Annotated in this window: 20 protein-coding genes; 12 read left to right on the forward strand and 8 right to left on the reverse strand. The window is 73.0% G+C overall.

Annotated features, from left to right (window positions below; all coding sequences use genetic code 11):
* The 5 genes from AX737_RS05745 to AX737_RS05765 all read right to left on the reverse strand — a co-directional run.
* Positions 1–631: glycosyltransferase (locus tag AX737_RS05745; protein ID WP_156453553.1), on the reverse strand; the 631-nt coding region annotated here is incomplete at its 3' end.
* A gap of 7 nt (positions 632–638) precedes the next feature.
* A complete protein-coding gene (locus tag AX737_RS05750) occupies positions 639–1,577 on the reverse strand; it encodes a galactosyltransferase-related protein (RefSeq protein ID WP_066919735.1) in 939 nt (312 codons plus the stop codon).
* A 43-nt stretch (positions 1,578–1,620) separates the two neighbouring features.
* Entirely contained in the window at positions 1,621–2,766 is a 1,146-nt protein-coding gene (locus AX737_RS05755) for a glycosyltransferase (protein WP_066919736.1), read from the reverse strand.
* A gap of 13 nt (positions 2,767–2,779) precedes the next feature.
* Positions 2,780–3,589: a galactosyltransferase-related protein gene (locus AX737_RS05760; protein WP_238230399.1), complete on the reverse strand. Its 810-nt coding sequence runs from the start codon at positions 3,587–3,589 to the stop codon at positions 2,780–2,782.
* Between the two features lie 105 nt (positions 3,590–3,694).
* Complete coding sequence (locus AX737_RS05765) at positions 3,695–5,749, reverse strand: HAD-IIB family hydrolase (protein ID WP_066919740.1); 2,055 nt, start codon at positions 5,747–5,749, stop codon at positions 3,695–3,697.
* 60 nt (positions 5,750–5,809) lie between these two features.
* On the opposite strand from AX737_RS05765, the gene AX737_RS05770 reads away from it, so the two are divergent.
* Positions 5,810–6,850, forward strand: coding sequence for a glycosyltransferase family 4 protein (locus tag AX737_RS05770; protein WP_066919742.1), 1,041 nt, complete (start codon positions 5,810–5,812; stop codon positions 6,848–6,850).
* Entirely contained in the window at positions 6,850–8,034 is a 1,185-nt protein-coding gene (locus tag AX737_RS05775; RefSeq protein WP_066919744.1) for a glycosyltransferase family 4 protein, read from the forward strand. Before AX737_RS05770 ends, AX737_RS05775 begins: the two co-directional genes overlap by 1 nt.
* 67 nt (positions 8,035–8,101) lie before the next feature.
* Here the strand turns inward: AX737_RS05775 and AX737_RS05780 are convergent, their stop codons facing one another.
* On the reverse strand, positions 8,102–9,055 hold the full coding sequence (locus AX737_RS05780; RefSeq protein ID WP_066919762.1) for a hypothetical protein: 954 nt from the start codon (positions 9,053–9,055) through the stop codon (positions 8,102–8,104).
* Positions 9,056–9,202: 147 nt separating this feature from the next.
* On the opposite strand from AX737_RS05780, the gene AX737_RS05785 reads away from it, so the two are divergent.
* From AX737_RS05785 to AX737_RS36960, 5 genes are all read left to right on the forward strand, one after another.
* Entirely contained in the window at positions 9,203–9,835 is a 633-nt protein-coding gene (locus AX737_RS05785) for a hypothetical protein (RefSeq protein ID WP_066919745.1), read from the forward strand.
* A gap of 10 nt (positions 9,836–9,845) precedes the next feature.
* On the forward strand, positions 9,846–10,490 hold the full coding sequence (locus AX737_RS05790) for a hypothetical protein (RefSeq protein ID WP_066919747.1): 645 nt from the start codon (positions 9,846–9,848) through the stop codon (positions 10,488–10,490).
* Positions 10,491–11,122: 632 nt separating this feature from the next.
* Complete coding sequence (locus AX737_RS05795; RefSeq protein ID WP_066919749.1) at positions 11,123–11,563, forward strand: acyltransferase; 441 nt, start codon at positions 11,123–11,125, stop codon at positions 11,561–11,563.
* Positions 11,564–11,679: 116 nt separating this feature from the next.
* Positions 11,680–11,910 (forward strand): hypothetical protein, encoded by a 231-nt coding sequence (locus AX737_RS05800; RefSeq protein ID WP_066919751.1) that lies wholly within the window; start codon positions 11,680–11,682, stop codon positions 11,908–11,910.
* Positions 11,911–12,052: 142 nt separating this feature from the next.
* Positions 12,053–12,181, forward strand: coding sequence for a hypothetical protein (locus tag AX737_RS36960; protein WP_280949059.1), 129 nt, complete (start codon positions 12,053–12,055; stop codon positions 12,179–12,181).
* Positions 12,182–12,345: 164 nt separating this feature from the next.
* Here AX737_RS36960 and AX737_RS05805 read toward each other — a convergent pair whose 3' ends face one another.
* Positions 12,346–12,534, reverse strand: a complete 189-nt coding sequence (locus tag AX737_RS05805; RefSeq protein ID WP_066919753.1) for a hypothetical protein — start codon at positions 12,532–12,534, stop codon at positions 12,346–12,348.
* A 129-nt stretch (positions 12,535–12,663) separates the two neighbouring features.
* Here AX737_RS05805 and AX737_RS05810 point away from each other — a divergent pair, with 129 nt between their 5' ends.
* On the forward strand, positions 12,664–13,161 hold the full coding sequence (locus tag AX737_RS05810; protein ID WP_066919754.1) for a DUF427 domain-containing protein: 498 nt from the start codon (positions 12,664–12,666) through the stop codon (positions 13,159–13,161).
* A 275-nt stretch (positions 13,162–13,436) separates the two neighbouring features.
* Positions 13,437–13,940 carry a phosphatase PAP2 family protein gene (locus AX737_RS05815; RefSeq protein ID WP_238230383.1) on the forward strand — a complete coding sequence of 168 codons (504 nt, stop codon included), beginning with the start codon at positions 13,437–13,439 and terminating at the stop codon, positions 13,938–13,940.
* An 83-nt stretch (positions 13,941–14,023) separates the two neighbouring features.
* Here the strand turns inward: AX737_RS05815 and rnhA are convergent, their stop codons facing one another.
* Positions 14,024–14,680, reverse strand: coding sequence for a ribonuclease HI (gene rnhA, locus AX737_RS05820; protein ID WP_066919758.1), 657 nt, complete (start codon positions 14,678–14,680; stop codon positions 14,024–14,026).
* A gap of 437 nt (positions 14,681–15,117) precedes the next feature.
* Here rnhA and katG point away from each other — a divergent pair, with 437 nt between their 5' ends.
* From katG to AX737_RS35570, 3 genes are all read left to right on the forward strand, one after another.
* A complete protein-coding gene (gene katG / locus AX737_RS05825) occupies positions 15,118–17,439 on the forward strand; it encodes a catalase/peroxidase HPI (protein ID WP_066919760.1) in 2,322 nt (773 codons plus the stop codon).
* A 1,094-nt stretch (positions 17,440–18,533) separates the two neighbouring features.
* Positions 18,534–18,692, forward strand: a complete 159-nt coding sequence (locus AX737_RS31850) for a CsbD family protein (protein WP_082772905.1) — start codon at positions 18,534–18,536, stop codon at positions 18,690–18,692.
* 69 nt (positions 18,693–18,761) lie between these two features.
* A partial coding sequence (locus AX737_RS35570; RefSeq protein ID WP_197430472.1) for a CsbD family protein occupies positions 18,762–18,892 on the forward strand: 131 nt, incomplete at its 3' end.

Genomic DNA, 18,892 nt, shown 5'->3' on the forward strand with positions numbered 1-18,892 from the left:
GGCCCGCCCGCCGGGCTGCCGCGACGGCCAGATGCGTGCCTTTGACGGGCGCGATGCGCCCGCACCACACGGCGCTGCCGTCGCCCTGCTCCTGGAAGGGCCAGGCGGCGGGATCGATCCCGTTGTGCAGGACCGACACCTCCGGCGGCGCGCCGGACGGCCACCACGCCCGCGCGTGCGCCCGCGACGTCGCGGTGATCCGATGGCCGGGGGCGAGGCTGTCGTGCACGAACCAGCGCAGGGCGTCGTAGGGCGGCACGTGCAGCGACGTCACCGTCGGCACGGCGGCCGTGCGGGGGCGCTCCAGCGGCAGCCGGCTCAGGCTGTTGTTGTGCAGCACGTCGAAGCCGCCGGCGGCGATCCGGTCGCAGGCGGCACCGTAGCCGGCATCGACATGCGCCTTCAGGCCCGGGTCGCCCCGGTGCTCCATCCCCGGAAAGCCGTGCTCGTGGTGCACCGGGATCACCGGGTCGATCGCGAAGCGCCGGTCGCTGTCGCCGGCGGCGAACAGCACGACCGCATGGCCGCGCGCCGTCAGCCCCTCGGCGAGGGTCCAGGTATAGGCCTCCAGGCCGCCGGCGAAGGGCGGCGCGATCGGGTGGCGCAGATGGGCGAGGAGCGCGATCCTCATGCCGTCCTCATGCCGTCTCCGGCACGGTCGGCGGCTCTGCCGCGTCCCGCTCGCGCGCCTCCAGATGCCGGATGACGGAGGCCGCGTTGGTGTAGGGCTGGTGGGCCTGCTGCCCGGTGAGCGCGAGATCCGCCGCATCGGGGCGGCGCAGGATGCGGATCGGCCTGTCGGGCGTATCGTCGATCAGGCCCATCGCCTTGAAGGCGTAGAGCCAGTGGCCCATCGTGCGGTAGCCCCACTTGGCCTCGAACAATTCGGCGTTGCGCACCACGCTGTCGAGGTGGTGGATCGGCGGCATGTGGTGCGGGTGGTACTGGTGATAGGCCAGCGCGCCCTTCATCCAGGCGATGGGAATGCCGCGCCGATCGAGGATCTTGCCGAAATCGGTGTCCTCGCCGCCATAGCCGGTATAGCGCTCGTCGAAGCCGCCGACCGCCTCGAACGTCGCCCGCCGGATCGCGAAGTTGAGCGACCAGAAGCAGCGGTAATCGGTGCAGATCTCGAGCCCCGAGGCCGGCGGCCCGCGCCGGTCGGAATGCTTCTCCGCGACCCGCGCGAGGTCGGGATAGTCCCACGCCCCGAGGGTGGCGCGCTCGGGCAGGTGCAGCACCTCGCCCATCAGCAGGCCGTCGAGTTCGCCGAGCCCCCGCGCGTAATCCGCCACGAAGCCGGGCGTCGGGATGCAGTCGACGTCGAGGAAGGCGATCATCGCGCCGGAGGCCGCCGCCACGCCGGCATTGCGCGCGGCGGCGAGGGGAAGTTCGGCGCTCCTCACCGGGATCTGCCGCACGGGAAAGCCGACCTCCGGCAGGTCGTAGGGCGCGTCCTGCATCACCGCGACGATGAACTCGGCGGGCTTCTGCGTCTGGCGCTCCAGCCCGCGCAGGACGTTGCGCAGATGGGCGGATCGCCCCTTGGCCAGGGTGACGACGGAAACGCTGGACATGCGGCGCACGGGCTCCGGCAATCGGGGGGACGAGATTGGCCGGTCAGCCGGCCGCGACGGCGCGCGGCGGGGCCGGCGCCTCGGCGGCCGGCCAGCCCTGCCAGAGCGCGTCGGTCAGCCCTTCGAGCCAGCCGGCCGCGCGCACGGCCGCGTCCGGCGCGTAGAGGCCGCGCAGGACGCTCCCGTCGAGGCCGCGGGCGCGGTCGAGGAGGTCGCGCCAGCCCTGGAGGTCGCCGGGCCATCGCGGCGCCTCGACCGCGGCGCCGAGGCGGACCAGCGCCTCGGCCTTGCGCGTCTGCTCGCCGAAGTAGCGCCATTCCGGCATGACGACGAGGCGCCCGCCGACCCGGGCGACCTCGTGCACGGTGTTGTCGCCGGCCGACGCCACCACGATGTCGGCGGCCGCGAGGTAATCGGTCACCGAGGGCACCCAGCCGAGCTCGCGCAGGTTGGCGAAATCGGTCTCGTGACCCTCGCGATGGGTCGGGCCCAGCGTCAGCCAGAGCGCGTCGGGCACGGCGCGGGCGGCGACCGTCAGCGGCGCGTAGGGCGTGCCGCTGCCCCCGCCCCCGGTGACGGCGACGACGATCTCGCGCTCCGGGTCGAGGCCGAGCCGGGCCCGGGCCTCGGCGCGGTCGGGCACCCGGTCGAGGCTGGTGCACAGGCCGCCGCTGTAGAACGTCTTCCGGCGCAGATGCGCCGGGTAATCGTCCTGCTCCAGCCGCTCGTCGAAGGGCGCCAGCATCCCCACGCAGGCCTCGTAGGCGCCGACATGGCCGATGTCGTTGCGGTCGCCGTGCATCCGGATCTGCACCGCCGGCACGCTGGCGATGCGCGCGAGCAGCGCGATCTCGGCCGAGACGTCGACCACGAACAGGCCCACCTCGCGCTCGTCCAGGTGGTCGAGGATCCGCCGCATCGTCCGGCGCATCTCGGAGAGCCCCAGCGGGACGCAGTGCATCACCGGCGGGGTCGGCTCGGCGTGGAGGCGGCGGGTCGGCACCACGGCGCCGATCATGTCCGGCAGCGCCACGATCTCGACGTCGCGGGAGAAGCCGTCGAACAGGTGCGGCCCCGCGGTCAGCACCGAGACCGGGCGGTCGCGGGCGAATTCGGCGGCCACCGCCATCGTGCGGTTGGCGTGGCCGCGGCCCTGGTGATGGACGAAGAACGCGATGGGCTTCTTCATGGTCTCGCTGTCGTCAGGAGAAGAGGGCGTCGGGCCGGAGCGCGGCCGCGACCTCGTCCGGGCGCGGTGGGCGAAGGAGGCGGATCGCGGGGGCGGCGGCGTCCCAGTCGATCAGCCCGGCGGCGCGGAACTGGTCGAGCCAGTAGGTCATGCACCAGCGGCCGTGGCGCGCCCGGAAGCGCTCCGCGTTGGCGAGGATCGCGTCGAAATGCTGGAGCGGGGGCACGTGGACCGGGTGATGCTGGTGGTAGGCCCGCGCCCCGGCGACCCAGAAGGTCGGGAGCCCGGTCCCCGCCAGGCGGGCGGCGAGATCCGTCTCCTCGCCGCCGTACCCGACATAGGCCTCGTCCATGCCGCCGACCGACCGCCACGCCCGCGCCGGCAGGGCGAAGGACAGGCCCCAGAGCTGCCCCGCATCGGGCTCGGGCCGCAGGCCGGATTCCGGGATCGGCGGCCGGGCCGGGTGAGCGCGGCCGAGCCGGTCGAGCGCGGCCGGGCCCGGCGCCGCGCCGCCCGCGGTCGCCTCGGGCGGCAGGTAGACCACCTCGCCCAGGAACAGGCCGGTCCCCGCCGCGGCGGCCGCCGCGTAGGCCGCCACCAGGGTCGGACCCGGTATGCAATCGACGTCGAGGAAGACGAAGACCTCGCCGGCGGCCGCCGCGGCCGCCCGGTTGCGCGCGGCGGCGAGCGGCATCGGCTCGCCCGGCACGTGGAGATGGCGCACCGGGCAGCCGGGATCGGGCAGGTCGGGCGCCCGGTCCGGCTGCATCCAGGCGATCACCAGCTCGCCCGGGGGCACGCTCTGCCGGGCGAGGCCGCGCATCAGGTTGCGCAGCCGGTCGTCCCGGCCGCGGACCAGGGTGAGCACGCTCGTCGCGTCGCCGGAGGGCGCCCGAGGACGGGTCACGCCGCCGCCCGGTCGTGCCGCCTACGGGGCATAGGCCACGGCCCGGCGAAAGTGCAGGACGCCCTCGATGATGCCGCGGGCATGCGACGCGCGGGCGACGTAGGAGTGCTTGAGCGCCGCGTTGGCGGCGAGCCCGTCGGAGTAGTTGGCGACGATGATCGCCTGGGCGCGAGCGCGCAGCATCTCGACGTCGTTGCCGGAATCGCCCGCCACGTACACGGCCCGCTCGGGCAGGCCGTAGAGGGCGCGCACGTGATCGACCGCCGTCCCCTTCGAGGCCGTGGCCGGCAGCACGTCGAGGTAGCGGCCGTGGCTGTGGATCACGTTCGCCGCGAGGCCGGCCTGCGCGAGGCGCTCGCGTACCCCGCGGGCGGTCGCCGCGTCGCCGAAGAAGCTGAGCTTGTGCGCGCGCTGCTCCAGGGGGCCCTGCGGCACGAGCCCGTCGAGACGGCGCAGCGCCGCGCCGACGGCCGCCCGGTCCCAGGCGCCCGCGACCGTCCCGCGCCACGCGGCGTCCGCCGTGTAGGTCACGCCGTTGGCGTCGAGATGGTAGATCTCCGAACCGACCGAGGTGATCATCACCTGCGGGCGCGGGCTCGCCTGCTGCTCCAGCACCGCCATGGCGCTGTGGAAGGAGCGGCCGGTGGCGACGCCGAAGGCCAGCCCGGTCTGGCGGCTGCGCCAGCGCCGGAAGGTCGCGAGCGCGGATTCGCAACCCACCAGCGTGTTGTCGATGTCGCAGATCAGCAATTGGCGCGGTTCCCGCAGGGGCGGGTTGCGGGCGAGCAGCGCGCCGAGAAGGTCGTGGTAGCGCGCGGCGTGCCGGTCCCAATCGTAGGCGGCGGCCGCGCGCGCGCCGCCCGCGACGCAGGCGGCGCGGAAGGCGGGTTCGCTCAGGATGCGCAGGCAGGCGGCCGCGATCGAGGCGGGCGCGCGCGGATCGACCAGCAATCCGTTGCCGCAGGTCTCGACGATGTCGTTGGGCCCGCCGCTGTCGGTGGCGACCAGCGGCAGCCCGGCGGCGGAGGCCTCCAGCAGGGTCAGGCCGAAGGGCTCGTTCAGCGCCGGGTTGACGAACAGGCCGCCGCGCTCCCGCGCGTAGGCGTAGATCGCCGGCACGTCCTCCGGGCGGTGCGTCTTCGGGTAGGCCACCCGCCCGTAGAGGTCGTAGCGGTCGATCAGGACGAGCAGGTCGCGCAGGGTCGCGCCCATGTCGCCGTCGAGCCGGTCGATGTCCTCGCGGGTGCCGGCGACGATCACGAGGTTGGCGCGCGCCTGCAGTTCGGGGCTCTCGCCGTAGGCCCGCACCAGGGCCGCGAGGTTCTTGCGCGCCACCGGACGGGCGAGCGCCAGCAGCGGGGGCTTGCCCGGATCGTGCAGGAACCGGTCGATCATCGCGTCGACCCGCGGGTGGGGACGGCCTTGGGCGAAGCGGGCGAGGTCGCTGCCCGGCGGAAGCACGCGGGCGCGGCCGGGATCGTAGGATCCGTAGCCGGCATACTGCACCTCCGCCTCGTCGCGCGACGAGGCGATCACCAGGCTCGCCCGCGCCAGCGCCGCCTCCTCGGTCGCGATCCGGCGCGCGAGTTCCGGCGCGCGCGCGGCCGCGCCGCCGAGCAGGGCCGCCTTCACCCGACCGAGGGAATGGGCCGTGAACACGAAGGGGATGCCGAGCCGCGCCTCGACGAGCGCGGCGACCGCGGCGGCGTCCGCGTAATGCGCGTGGACGACGTCCGGCGCGCGCGCCTGACGGCCGATCCAGGCGATGAGGTTCTCGGCGAAGCTCGCGACCTCGCCGTGCATCTCCTCCTTCGACCGGTAGCCCGGCGACGCGCTCGCGAGCCGCACCAGCTCGACCTTGTCGGAGACGCGCTCTTCGGGCACGGCGTAGTCGGGACCGGGCGGCCCCTGGAACCGGCGCGTCGCCATCACGATCCGCGCGACCCGGGCATCCTGCGCGGACGCCCCGACCAAGTCGAGCAGGTACCGGATGTGACCCCCGGTATCCGAGGTGAGGCCGTAGGCGACGTCGCGGCCGCGCAGGCAGCCTTGAAGCGCGATGTGCAGGACGAACATCAAGCGCGCGCCGGATTTTTCGCACGCATCCGAAAAACTAACCTAGGTAAAGAGAAGATCGTGATTCGTGTCGCCCAGGTCGCGCCCAACATTTTTCCCGTGCCCCCAGAGCATCATGGCGGCACGGAGCGGGTCATTCACGACCTCAGCTCGGCACTACGAAGCTTGGGTGTTGACGTAACGCTGTTCGCGCCCTCGGACAGTGCGACAGACTTGCCGCGGGTCGGCGATCACCTGAGCCTCGCGGCTCTGGAACGACGCCACGGGCGCGTCGCACCCGGGGTCCCGGCCGCGCTCGACGCCCTGCAGCTGGAGGCGCTGCGCCTGCGGCGCGACGATTTCGACATCGTGCACTGCCACGGCGAGTTCGCCCACGCCGCCCTGCTCGGCCCGCGGCGCCGCCGCAGCCTGACCACGGTGCACTGGCGCGTGGACGAACTCGACCGGGCCCTGTTCTTCGCGGGCTTTCCCGACCTCCCGGTCGCGGCGATCTCGGCCGCGCAGGAGGCCGGCATCCCGGCCTCGAACCGGGCGGGCATCGTGCATCACGGCATCGCCCGGGACCGTTACGCCCTGCGCGCCGAGCCGGGCGCGCACGTCGCCTTCGTCGGCCGGATGACCGACCAGAAGCGGCCGGACACCGCGATCCGCGTCGCCCGCGCCGCCGGCCTGCCGATCCGCCTCGGCGGCACGATCGACGTCGGCAACCCGGACTATTTCGAGCGGCGGGTGCGCCCCCTGCTCGGGCCCGGCGCGGACTATCTGGGGCCCGTGGACGACGCGGCGAAGGGCGATCTCGTGGGGGGCGCCCGGGCGCTGCTGTTTCCGATCGACTGGCCCGAACCCTTCGGCCTGGTGATGATCGAGGCGATGGCCTGCGGCACGCCGGTGGTCGCCTGGAACCGCGGCTCGGTCCCCGAGATCGTCGAGGACGGGGTGACGGGCTTCGTCGTCGCCTCCGAGGCCGAGGCCGTCGCGGCGCTCGCCCGGATCGACCGGCTCGACCGTCGGCTGGTGCGGCGCCGCTTCGAGGCGCGCTTCACCGCCGAGCGCATGGCGCGCGACTACCTCGCGATCTACCGGCGCCTGCTCGCCGCCTGATGCGCACCGCACTCCTGGCCTGGGACTACCCGCCGGCGCCGAGCGGGCTGTCGAGCGCGGCCCGCGAGATCGCCGAGAGCCTCGCGGAATCCGGCGCCGACGTGACCGTCTTCACCCTCGACCGCGGCGGGCGGGAGCGCGTCGGCGGCGTGACCGTCGAAGGCCTCGCCCTGCCGCCCGGCGGCGGGCTGGCGCGCCTGCGCGGCTGGGGCTCGATTGGGCATCTGGCCGCCCCGCTCGCCTTCCGGCGGGCGGTGCTGGCCGCCCACGCGCGGGCGCCCTTCGCGGTGATCGAGGCGACGAACTGGTACGCGCCCGCGGCGCTGCTCGCGGGCCGCCGCGGCCTGCCCCTGGTGACGCGCAGCTCGACCCCGGCCGCCCTCACCCGCGGGGCCGTGTGCGGCCCGCGCGACCGCCTCGACGGGCTCACGGCCGACGCGCTGGAGCGTCGGCAGGCGCGGGGCAGCGCCGGGCTCATCGCCAACACGGCCGCGCACGGGGCGGCGATCGCGCGGGCCTATCGGCTCTCCGGGCGGCAGCCCTCCGCGGTGATCGGCCTCAGCCTGCCGCCGGAGATCCTGCGCGGCGCCCGCGCCGCCGCCTATCCGGAAACCGACGCCCCGGTGCGCCTGCTCTTCGTCGGGCGGGCGGAGGCGCGCAAGGGCTTCGACGTCCTGCTCGACGCGGTCGCGATCCTGGCCGAGGAACAGGCGCGGGGTGATCTGCCGCCCTTCCGCCTCGACCTCGTCGGGGTGCCGCCGGGGGATCTACCTCCGGACCTGCCCGCATCGGCGCGCCGGCGCATCCGCGCCCGCGGCCGGATCGACGCGGCGGCGCTGGCGCGGGCCTACGCGGACGCCCACGCGGTGCTCAGCCCCTCGCGCTACGAGAGCTTCGGTCTGGTCTACCAGGAGGCCATGGCCTACGGCCGCCCGGTGGTGGCCTGCGCCGAGGATGCGAGCGCGCGCGCCTTCGTCGGCGCGCCGGGGGCCGGGCCGCTCGCGCGGACCGCGACCGGCCCGGCGCTTGCCGAGGCCCTGCGCCCGCTTCTCGTCGATCCGGGCCTGCGTCGCGCCTACCGCGCCCGCGCCCTCGCGGCGGCCGGGCGCTTCGACCGGGGGAGCCTCGGGCGCGAGACGCTGGCGCTCTACGGGGCCGCGATCGAGGCCGCGCGCGATCGCTGACCGGCTTGGCCGGACCGCCGGGGCTCCGCCCCGGACCCGGCGGGATCGCGACCCCCGGAACCCGGATTCAGTCGCGGTAGGGCCGAAGCAGCGCCGCCGCCTCCTCCGGGCGCCCGCGGCCGGGGTCGAGGGTTTCGTAGCGGTGCGAGCGCGCCTCGACATGGGCACGGCGCAGGCGATGCTCGATCGCTCCGTGCAGCGCGATGAAGCTCTCGGGCCAGCCGCCCGCGAGGCGGGGCCGCTCGTGCACCCGGCCGGCATAGGCGACGTCCGCGCGGTTCAGCCGGTACTGCACGTCGGGAAACATGTCGGACAGGACGCCGTCGACGCGGTTGCGGCGCGCCAGGCCGACCGAGCGCACGGCGCCGGCCTCCGCCATGGCCGCAAGCGCGGGCAGCAGGCGACCGGCGGCGGGGTCGAGCGCCTCGTCGGCGTCGAGCTGCAGCATCCAGGGACGGCGGGCGAGCGCCTGGAGCGCGTTGCGCTGCGCGGCGAAATCGCCGGCGAGCGGCCGGGCGGCCACGCGCACCGCCCCCTCCGGAAACCCGGGCACCGCCGCCGACCGGGGGGGCGCCGCCTCCGCATCGAGCAGGATCGCGACGTCGGCGGTCCAGCCGCCGTGCGCCGGCAGGGCGGCCAGCACCGCGTCCCGCTCGGCCGGGCGGCAGAGCAGGCCGAGGGAGACGGCGCAGGTGTCCGCCGCGTCGAGGTCGTACAGGTCGGCCTGCGCGGCGCGCTCCGCGTGGGGATGCATCAGCGCCGCGCGATCCTGCGCGTCGATGGGCCGGATCCCGCGCCCGAACCGGGTCGCGGCGATGCGCAGGGTGTAGAGGTCGAGCCCGTACGGCGCTTGCCGGTCGGACACGAAACGCCGTGCGGCGAGCGCCCCGGCCAGATGCGCGCGGCAGTCGGACGCGTTCGCCCCCGGTTCGAGCAGAACGCCGCAGGACGCGCACGCGAGCGGGAACGGGCGCCGACGTCCGCCCGGAAAGATCAGGTGCCGCCCGCTCGGCGCGAGCATGTCGGCCGCGCAGACGAAGCAGCGGCGAAGAATCGTCACGTCGAAGAGCCCTCTCGCGGCGCGGCTCTGGTCGCGTCGGACCGGCGCCTTACCTTGGCGGTTGCTCGAGCGATACCCGCAAACCCCCGACGCAAACCCCCGACGCAAGTGCCCGCCGACATCGATCGCTTCCGAGCCGGTCCGGCGTGTTGTGCCGCCACCGCATCCCTGGCCATCGTCGGCAACGCGCCGGAGACCGGCGCGGCGGAGGCGATCGACGCGGCGGCGTGCGTCGTGCGCTTCAACAACGCTGCGGGCTTCGGCGGTCGCACCGGCTCCCGGGTCACGCATCTCGCCCTGGTCAACCGCGGCGGCCAGATGCGGGAATGGCTGCAGGACCGGTCTTTCCTGGACCGCCCGGTGGTCCGCGCGGCGCAGGCCTTCATCCTGCCCTTCCCGATGCTGCCGGCGGCGCAGAACGGTCCCGAGCCGATCTGCTGGACTCGGGAGGCCCTGGCGCTGCTGCGCCCCTCGGGCCGCCCGATCCACATCCTGCCGGAGGCGCTCCATGACCGGGCCCGGCATCTGCTCGGCCCCCGCACCCGGGGGCGCCCGAACCCGAGCACCGGCTTCCTCGTGACGCTGGCGCTGATGCTCGGCCGCGCCGCCGACGCGGACCCGGCCCGAGCCTACGGCTTCGGGTTCGACGGTTGGCCCGGCCACCCATGGGCGGCCGAGCGCGCGTGGTTCGCCGAGGCGCACGCCGCCGGGCGCCTGCATCTGCACCCCCTCGAAGGATGAGCCGCGCCCCATGTCCACACTGATCACGGTGCTGAAGGGCGGCGGCCGCTACGACGCGTGCTGGGTCGAGCGGCTGGCCCGGGGCGTGCGGTGCCACGCCCCGGCCTTCACGCGGATCCTCTGCCTCACCGACGGGCCGCTCGCCCTCGACGGGGTCGAGCGCGTGCCCCTGCGCCACGATTGGCCGGGCTGGTGGGCGAAGATGGAAGCGTTCCGCCCCGGCCTCTCGGAGGGCACGACGCTGCTGTGCGACCTCGACACCGTCTTCACCGGCCCGGCCGACGCCCTCTCCCGGCCCGGCCTCGCGGCGATGGAGGACTACTTCCACGAGGGCCGCCTCTCCAGCGCCCTGCTGCGCTGGGACGGCGATGAACTCGCCGGGCTCTATGAGCGCTTCGCGGCCGAGCCCGAGCGCTGGATGACCGCCGGCTCCTGCGGCCCGGTGCCCAACGCCGTGCACGGCGATCAGGTGGTGATCGATCACCTCCTCCGCCGAGAGGGCGTGCGCCCGCGCTTCTTCCAGGAGATCGCGCCGGGTCTGCTCGACTTCTACGATCCCCGGCGCGACGCCCACGGACCGGTCGTGATCTTCATCGGCGAGGCCAAGCCCGACACCGCCCGCGGTTCGGTCCACGCGGCCTGGGCCGGCGCCTGAACGGCGCGGCCCGTCCGCATCGCGCCCGGCCTCCGACGGTGCGGCGCCAAGCGCCGGTCCGACCGGGCTGGCGGACCGGCTCGACCGCGGCCGGAACGGTGGGTCGGCCATTGCGGTCGAGGGAAGCGGGCTGGCTCCCGACAGCCCTCCCCGGCGAGGCCCGTTAGCACCGGGTCGACGGAGACGGCGTGCGCCATGGTCGAGCATCGGCGCGACCTGAACTGTCATGCAGGCGATCGGGCCGTGTCACATGACTTTGCAGGGACCCCCGAGAGCGCTCTCCGACGAAGTGGACGCCGGTTCGGCACAAGAGAGCGCGTTCATACGAGAGGCTAGAGCCGTTCCCGATTGCAACGCGATCGGGAACGGCTCTAGCCCGAAAGAAAAATTGCCAATCGAGGGTCGTTTCGTAGCTTTCCAAAGAGCAGACGAACGGGGCGACGGTCCGTCGGCGCCTGATCGGTGGTCGGGGCGTGCCAGCCTGCCGGCTTCGATTGCCTGACGGATAGAATCACCCTCGCCAGAGACGGAGCCGCCCATCGCACTTCTCCCTTGCGTCCCGGAGCGCGTTCGTCTCCGGCCTCAAGGCATTTTTGTACAAGTGCTCCGGAGTGAGGATCGAACGAGATGCGATGATAGTGGGTCCTATAAAAGTCGATTACACATTGTCGTATGACGCCCTCTCGTCGATCGCCATCGGACAGGGCACCTATATCGGGCGAGATTTCAGGGTATCCACGTACAAGAGCGAGATATCCATAGGGAAATTCTGTCAGATCGCGTCCGAGGTAAGCCTGGAGACGAATACGCACGCGATCGAAGAGCGAAGCGGCCCTTACCGCGTTCGTATCCAGAAGCCGATCGTCATCCATGACGGTGTCTGGATCGGTTCGAGAGCCCTGATCCTTCCCGGCGTCACGATCGGTCGAAACGCCATCGTCGCCGGCGGGTCCGTCGTCACGAAGGACGTTCCGGACGATACGTTGGTCGGAGGATCCCCGGCCAGGATAATAAGGAGCCTGCAATCCGCCCGGGTGGATCCCTGCGAGCTTCGAACGCCGGCCCGGTTCTAGCGCGCGAACGACATGCCTCCCCGCCGCCGAGGCGCCGCCGTCCCGCGTCGGCCGGAGTCCGGGACCGGGCCTTCTGTCACAGCGCGAAAGCGGGCCCGGCCGACCATCTTCCGGCCATGCGATCAGCCCCCTTCACCATCGTCATCTCCGGCAAGCGGTACGAGTGCCGCGTGGCCGGCGACACCGAGTCCGAGGCCGCCGACACGGCCGAGCGCATCCTGCACCAGCTCCGACGGGACGACCGGGTCTGGCCCGCGCAGGTGAACATCGACTGCGCGGACTTCGAGGCGGGAAAGCGCCTCGCCGCGTACTTCGCCGCCATCACGGTCGAGCCCGACCTCGACTGATCCTGCCGCGATGCGGCCGGATGCCGCCGCGGCGCAATCGCCGGGGCGCCTTCACAGTGTCGCCGTGTTCCGGGCGCCTCATCGTCCGGTGGGCAAGCCATCGAAGCCGGGTTGGCCCTTGGCTCATCAGAGAGTGCGCGCGTTGATCAATGCCCTGGCCGCGGTCCTCACCGTCATCGCCGTGCTCCTCCTGCGAGCCGTGCTGAAGCTGGCGCTCCTCCCCTTCCGCGCCCTGCGCAGCCTGTGGCGGGGGCGAGCGGCACCGGCCTGACATCGCCCGGGCGTGACGCCCCGACGGCGTGGTCGTCGGTCATGGTGGGCCGACACGGCGCCCTCCCGCACCCGGGCGGGCGCGTCGCCGCAGCCGCGACGGGTCGCCCCGCTGGCCGTCCACTCCGGACAAGCGACCCTGCGAAGCGGGGGGCGGCCTCGCCATCAGGCGAAGTCGCCGAGCTTGTCGCCCGCGTCGCCGGCCTTCGTCAGCGCATCCGAGCGGCCACCCTTCGCGGGCGGTGTCGCCGGCCCGGGCGGCGGATCGCTTTCGGGTGCCCGGGGCGGCGCCGGCGGATCGCCGGCCGGCTCGGGCGTCTCGTCGGGCCTCGGGGTGTCGGATCCGTCCAGCATGGTGGTGCACCGTGGCGATAATCGGCGGGAACCAAGCCGTGCATCGCATCTTCGTTCCGGCAGATCGCGCGCCCGACCGGTTGGCGAGCGGTTGGCGAGCGGTTTCGAGCTGAACCGTAGGGGGGACGAATGCGGCGACCCATCCCCTTGCCGGTCGGCCCCGGCCAGGAAAGCGTGTGGGACTATCCGCGCCCGCCGCGCCTCGAACCGGTGCCCGAACGCCTCCGGGTGATCTTCGAGGGCGTGACCATCGCCGATACGGTGCGGGGCTGGCGCGTGCTCGAGACGAGCCACCCGCCGACCTACTACCTGCCGCCGGGCGACATCCTCCCCGGTGCGCTCGCATCAGCGGGCGGCGGCAGCGTCTGTGAATGGAAGGGGCGGGCGGCCTACTTCGATGTCGTCGGGCCGCAGCGGCGTGCCGAGCGGGTCGCGTGGGCCTATCCGAAGCCGACCGAGCGCTTCGCGGCGCTCGCCGACCACGTCGCCTTCTACGCCGGCCCGATGGATGCCTGCTTCGTCGGCGAGGAGCCCGTCATCCCGCAGCCGGGCGGCTTCTACGGCGGCTGGGTCACAGGGCGGATCGTCGGGCCATTCAAGGGCGAGCCCGGCACGATGGGGTGGTGAGGGACCGTCCCGACCGGCCGGGCTGGGAAGTCCCGGGCGCGCCTCGCGCGATGCGAGCGCGGTCCTCGGCGGCCGGCACGAGCGGCCGCATCAGCGCCGGCCGCGCTCATGCGTGGGCGGGGACGAACGATTGCCGACGGCGCGCGTTTAGGGCCATGCTTGCGCGACCTCCCATCCGATCACCCTACGCCACGGCTGCCGGGCCGGCCAATCGCGTCGAGGCAGCCGACGTCGCGGCCGGACTCAAGCTTGCGCGCGCGAAGGATCATCCCGCCGTGCGCGCGCTCGCACGAGCGAGCGAGGTCGGAAGCTGGCAATCCCTGCTGGCTCTCTCCGCCGGCACCCTGGCCTGGGGCATGGTGGCGCGCGATCGCCGGCTCGCCGAGGCGGGCCGGCACATGCTGCAGGCCGGCATCCTGGCCGGCATCGTGAAGACGAGCCTGAAGCGGGCGGTGCACCGGACCCGCCCGAACGTCCTCATGGACGAGGGAGTCTACGCGCGCGGGTTGCGGGGGACGGGCGTGGGACCGTGGCAGTCCTTTCCCTCGGGGCATTCCGCCCTGAGCGCGGCCGTCGCCCGTGCCGCCGCTCGCGCCTATCCGGACCTGAGGGGGCCCGCCTATCTCGCCGCGGCCGGCGTCGTCTCGGCTCAGGTCGTGCGCGGGGCGCACTTCCCCGCGGACGTGCTGACGGGTGCTCTGATCGGCGTTGCCGCGGAGGCGGCCGCCCACAGGCTCGCGCGCCGACGGCCCGGCGCCGGGACGTCCGGCCCCGCGTAGCCGGCCGGCGCGGGGGTCCGATCGAGCTTCACGACCCAGACCGACGCGCCCGCGACGCGCGGCCATCCTTCGGGCCTCGTCCGCTAGGCGCGGCCCGATCGCAGGCGTGCGACCGCGTCGGCCCCGAGTTCGAGGTAGAGGCGGATCGCGTCGTCGACCAGGGCGTCCGGCGTGACGCCCGCCGCCTTCGCGGCCCGGGTGACCTGGAGGCCGAGCGCGAGATCGACGCGCAGGACGGCACCCTGGGCCGGCGGAGCCGGTGCGGCGGCAGGGGCAGGGGCGGAGCTGTTCCGCGACTCGAGCTTGCCGAGCTTCGCTTCGCGACGGCCCCGGTGGACGAGCGCGTCGGCGCGCTCATTGAGCGGGTCGCCGGCATGACCCCGGACCCAGGTCCATTTCACGTCGCGCGCCGCGTTCAGCACGTCGAGGCGCTTCATCAGATCGACGTTCTTCACCTCGCCCGTCGTCGTGCGCCAGCCCCTCGCCTTCCAGCCGCGCATCCACTCGGTCACCGACTTGACGACGTACTGGCTGTCGCACCGCATCTCGATCGCGGCTCCGGCCGGGAAGTGCTCGAGGCCCCTGATCGCCGCCGTCAACTCCATGCGGTTGTTGGTCGTTGTGCCGGGCTCTCCGCCGAACAGCTCGACCGTGCCGTCCGGGGCCGCGATGACGACCCCCCAACCACCCGGCCCGGGGTTCGGGTCGCAACCGCCGTCGGCATAAACGATCGTTCGCATCGTGGCGTCGGCTCTTCCGTGTGGGATGGTCGATGGAGATCGCCATCGATGCCCGAAATTGACTGACAGATGGTATCCCCGCCCCGGGCCGCCACCGCCCGAGGGGCGAGCCGGGCACCGCATCGCCCACCCGCGCCCGGTCGCGCCCCTGGTCCGTGCCGCCCAGGACAGGCCTCACGGTTCCGTCGCGGGTCGATCCCGCCGCGAAGCCGTGTGGGGGCCGGATCTCCGCCCGCGCCGGGTGCGGGGCCGCCCCGTATGCCGCCTGCCGGGATGCGTGCATCCGCCACGCCCGCACGCGCGCGGATCGGTCCTTGATTTCGGCGCCGACGGACAGATTTCGCATCGGCGCCGGGGCCGATAGGTCGGGGCTCCTAGGGTAAGCATCGCAGGTCGCGCACCGTGCGGGGCGCGACTCACATCGAACGAGGGAAGCCATGAGCGAGATGGCGGCAGACAAGACCGATACCGCGACCTTCAGGATGGAGGGACGGTGTCCGTTCGGCGGCGACCGGATCGGCGGTGCGCTCGGCGACCGCCCGGCCCTGGAGAACTGGTACCCGCACCGCCTGAGGGTCGAGCTCCTTCACCAGAACGGCCTGGCGGCCGACCCGCTCGGACCGGACTTCGACTACGCGGCCGCGTTCGCGACGATCGACTTCGCGGCGCTGAAACGCGACATCAAGCAGTTCCTGACCTCGTCCGTCGCGTGGTGGCCGTCCGACTACGACAATTACGGCCCGCAGATGATCCGCATGGCCTGGCACGCGGCGGGCACCTACCGCATCGCGGACGGCCGCGGGGGCGCCGGCACCGGCATGCAGCGCTTCGCGCCGATCTCGAGCTGGTGGGACAACGGCAACACCGACAAGTCGCGCCGGCTCCTGCAGCCGATCAAGCACAAGTACGGCAACGCCCTGTCCTGGGCCGACCTCATGGTCCTGACCGGAAACTGCGCCCTGGAGATCATGGGCCTGCCGACCTACGGCTTCGCCGGCGGCCGGCTCGACGCCTGGGAGGCGGACAACGCCACCTACTGGGGCCCCGAGGTCGTGGACATGGGCGAGGTCTCGAGCTTCGACGACATGGTCAACCGCGACAAGCGCTGGCGGGGCCGGAACGGCGACGCCGACTACGACCTCGAGAACCCGCTCGCCGCCTCCCACCAGGCGCTGATCTACGTCAACCCGGAGGGCCCCTACGCCAGCGGCGACCCGCTGGCCTCGGCGCGCGACATCCGGATCACCTTCACCCGCATGGCGATGAACGACGAGGAGACGGTCGCGCTGATCGCGGGCGGCCACGCCTTCGGCAAGAGCCACGGCATGGTCCCGGCCAAGGAGATCGGGCCGCCGCCCGAGATGGCGCCGATGGAGGCGATGGGCCTCGGCTGGCACAACCCGAGGGGGACCGGCGCCGGGCGGGACACGATGACGAACGGCATCGAGGGCAGCTGGACGCCGGATCCGACCCGGTGGGACAACGCCTATCTGGAAAACCTCTTCCGGTTCGACTGGGAACAGACGCGGAGCCCCGCGGGGGCGCTGCAGTGGAAGCCGAAGGACGCGGGCGCCCCCAAGACGCCCGACGCGCACGTGCCCGGGCAGATGCACGACCTGATGATGATGACCTCCGACATCGCCCTCAAGGTCGATCCGGATTACCGCAGGGTCTGCGAGAAGTTCCTCGCCGACTTCGACGCCTTCACGCAGGCCTTCTCGAAGGCCTGGTACAAGCTCACCCACCGCGACATGGGGCCTAAGCACCGCTACCTCGGCCCGGAGGCGGTGATCGAGGACGGCCTGCTGTGGCAGGATCCGCTGCCCGAGCGCGACTACGAACTCGTCGGCGAGGCGGAGGTCGCGGCGCTGAAGCGGGCGATCGCCGCCACGGGGCTCACGGTCTCGGACCTCGCCTTCACGGCGTTCTCGGCGGCGGCGACCTACCGCGACAGCGACAAGCGCGGCGGCGCCAACGGCGGCCGCCTCGCCCTCGCGCCGCAGAAGGACTGGGCGGTCAACCGCCGCGCCGTGCCGGTCGTCGAGGCGTTGCGCGGCGTCATGACGGCGTTCAACGACGGGCGGGACGACGGGAAGCGGATCTCGCTGGCCGACCTCATCGTGCTCGGCGGCTGCAGCGCGGTCGAGACCGCCGCCCGGGATGCCGGCATCGACGTCGCGGTACCGTTCACCCCCGGCCGCGTCGACACCACGCAGGAGCTGACGGACATCGAGATGTTCCGGTGGCTCAAGCCCGTCGTGGACGGCTTCCGCAACTACGTGGACGACGAGTTCGCGCAGATCACGCGCCAGGTCTCCCCGGAGGAGCTGTTCCTCGACAAGGCCAACCTGATGACGCTGACCGCGCCGGAATGGGCCGTCCTGACCGGAGGTCTGCGCGCGCTCAACGTCAACCACGACGGGTCGAACCGGGGCGTCTTCACGGACCGGGTCGGGGTGCTGACGAACGACTTCTTCCGCAACCTGACCGACACGGACCTCGTCTGGGAGAAGGCCGACGCCGACGGGATGGCGTTCGTGCTGAAGGACCGCGCGAGCGGGGCGACGCGGTTCGAGGCGACGCGCAGCGATCTCGTCTTCGGGGCGAACGCCCAGCTCCGCTCGATCGCCGACGCCTACGCGGGAAGCGACGGCCACGGCCGCTTCGTGGCGGACTTCGTCAAGGTGTGGGACAAGGTGATGATGCTCGACCGCTTCGACGTGAAGGGCCACCGGCGCTACGGCGCCATGGCGGCCTGACCGCCGCCGGCGGGACGCTTCGCGTGATGGACCCGCCGCCCGACCGGGCGACGGGTTCGCCACGACCTATCCGTGGGACCTGCTCCGCGCCTCCGGCCGGCCTTGGCGATCAGGGCCGCGTCGCGCCGCGGCGGACCGGCGACGAGAGGGCAACGGGCCGGACGCGTGCCCGGAGTGACACATGCGCCCGGCCTCGCGGCCGTGCCGAGCCCTGATCGGGCGAAAGGCCCGGCACAACCTCGGAAACGTGCGGGCCGCGGACATCCCGCGCGGCCGACGAGGCCTATGTGGAGCCGGGCCGCTCCGGTGTGATGAGACGGGCGTACCGGTATCCGGCCTTTTTCCGGGCGCGGGCCTCGCCGGCCCCGCTCCGCCGTTCGTGCCGCCGCAGGCGCGGGATCTTCAGGGTCGAAGCCCCGCCGAGGCCCGCCGACAGAGGGCGCCGCTACGCCAGCAGGGCTTCCGCTGATGCGTCGATCGCACGCGCGTACCGCGAAGACTGGCTACAAAATACAACTTCGAGATAGTATTTACGCGGTCGGTCCTGGGGCGGGCGGCCCGTTTCCAAGGTTGCGCGCGCCGCCTTCGTGCCTTGGTCGATGGCATGCCAATCGTATCCAGATCTGCCTCCGCGCTCGTGGCCGGGATCGCGCACGAAGATCCTGCAGGCGCGCGCAACGTCTGCGCCGGGCCGGTCCCTGGTCGATAACGTTTGCGTCAATAATGCACCTATACCAGTGAATGCGTGAGATCGGGTGGAACCGGCTTGGGCGCAATCCGTTTGTGCACCGCTGCCGACCGGGCAGCGGAGCGGACGAGGGAGCGCTGCGAACCGTGACGGCGGACATCGATCGGCATCAGCCCCGACAGTCCATCGCCTGCGCCGACGCGGCCGCCCTCGCCACGCAGGGTGCCGCCTCCATCGACGCGCCCGGCTTCCAAGAGGGCGCCGGGCCCGGTGGTAAGAGCGGATGTCGAGCCGCACGTCCGATGAATGAATCCTATTCTACTGGTACGAATGCATCATTGAACGCACTGAACAGGCCCACATCTGCCTGAAGGTCCAGGGTCTTCTCACGCACGACGAGGTGCCCATGACCGACGACAAGACTTCAGCGTCCGCCGAGCAGCTCAAGGGCTCGGTGAAGGAGGCCATCGGCAAGCTCATCGGGGATGCCCGGGTCGAGGCCGAGGGCCGGCGTCAGAAGCGGGAGGCTCCGCCGCGCGGAGCGGGCGCGGTGCGCGGCCGCTGATGCGGCACCGTCGGGCGCCTTCCCGTCCAGCAAACGCGTCCTCACGCGACAGGAACACAGGAGAACGACATGATCGACACGAATCGCATCACGGGTGCCGCCAAGGAACTCGGCGGCAAGGTGCAGGGCGCGGCCGGCGACCTGACCGGCTCGAGGCAGGATTCGGTCGAGGGCCGCCTGCGCGAGGCGGGCGGCCGGGC

Origin of the sequence: Methylobacterium sp. CCH5-D2 (assembly GCF_001556475.1) — a bacterium.
Taxonomy (GTDB): domain Bacteria; phylum Pseudomonadota; class Alphaproteobacteria; order Rhizobiales; family Beijerinckiaceae; genus Methylobacterium; species Methylobacterium hispanicum.

Coding starts and splice junctions, on each gene's coding strand:
- rnhA (WP_066919758.1), bottom strand. CDS start 14,680: ATGCGAACGATCGTTTATGCCGACGGCGGTTGCGACCCGAACCCCGGG.
- AX737_RS05805 (WP_066919753.1), bottom strand. CDS start 12,534: ATGCTGGACGGATCCGACACCCCGAGGCCCGACGAGACGCCCGAGCCG.
- AX737_RS05755 (WP_066919736.1), bottom strand. CDS start 2,766: ATGAAGAAGCCCATCGCGTTCTTCGTCCATCACCAGGGCCGCGGCCAC.
- AX737_RS05765 (WP_066919740.1), bottom strand. CDS start 5,749: ATGTTCGTCCTGCACATCGCGCTTCAAGGCTGCCTGCGCGGCCGCGAC.
- AX737_RS05750 (WP_066919735.1), bottom strand. CDS start 1,577: ATGTCCAGCGTTTCCGTCGTCACCCTGGCCAAGGGGCGATCCGCCCAT.
- katG (WP_066919760.1), top strand. CDS start 15,118: ATGAGCGAGATGGCGGCAGACAAGACCGATACCGCGACCTTCAGGATG.
- AX737_RS05760 (WP_238230399.1), bottom strand. CDS start 3,589: ATGCGCGGCCTCGCCCGGCAGAGCGTGCCCCCGGGCGAGCTGGTGATC.
- AX737_RS05790 (WP_066919747.1), top strand. CDS start 9,846: ATGTCCACACTGATCACGGTGCTGAAGGGCGGCGGCCGCTACGACGCG.
- AX737_RS05780 (WP_066919762.1), bottom strand. CDS start 9,055: ATGCTCGCGCCGAGCGGGCGGCACCTGATCTTTCCGGGCGGACGTCGG.
- AX737_RS05775 (WP_066919744.1), top strand. CDS start 6,850: ATGCGCACCGCACTCCTGGCCTGGGACTACCCGCCGGCGCCGAGCGGG.
- AX737_RS05810 (WP_066919754.1), top strand. CDS start 12,664: ATGCGGCGACCCATCCCCTTGCCGGTCGGCCCCGGCCAGGAAAGCGTG.
- AX737_RS05795 (WP_066919749.1), top strand. CDS start 11,123: ATGATAGTGGGTCCTATAAAAGTCGATTACACATTGTCGTATGACGCC.
- AX737_RS05800 (WP_066919751.1), top strand. CDS start 11,680: ATGCGATCAGCCCCCTTCACCATCGTCATCTCCGGCAAGCGGTACGAG.
- AX737_RS31850 (WP_082772905.1), top strand. CDS start 18,534: ATGACCGACGACAAGACTTCAGCGTCCGCCGAGCAGCTCAAGGGCTCG.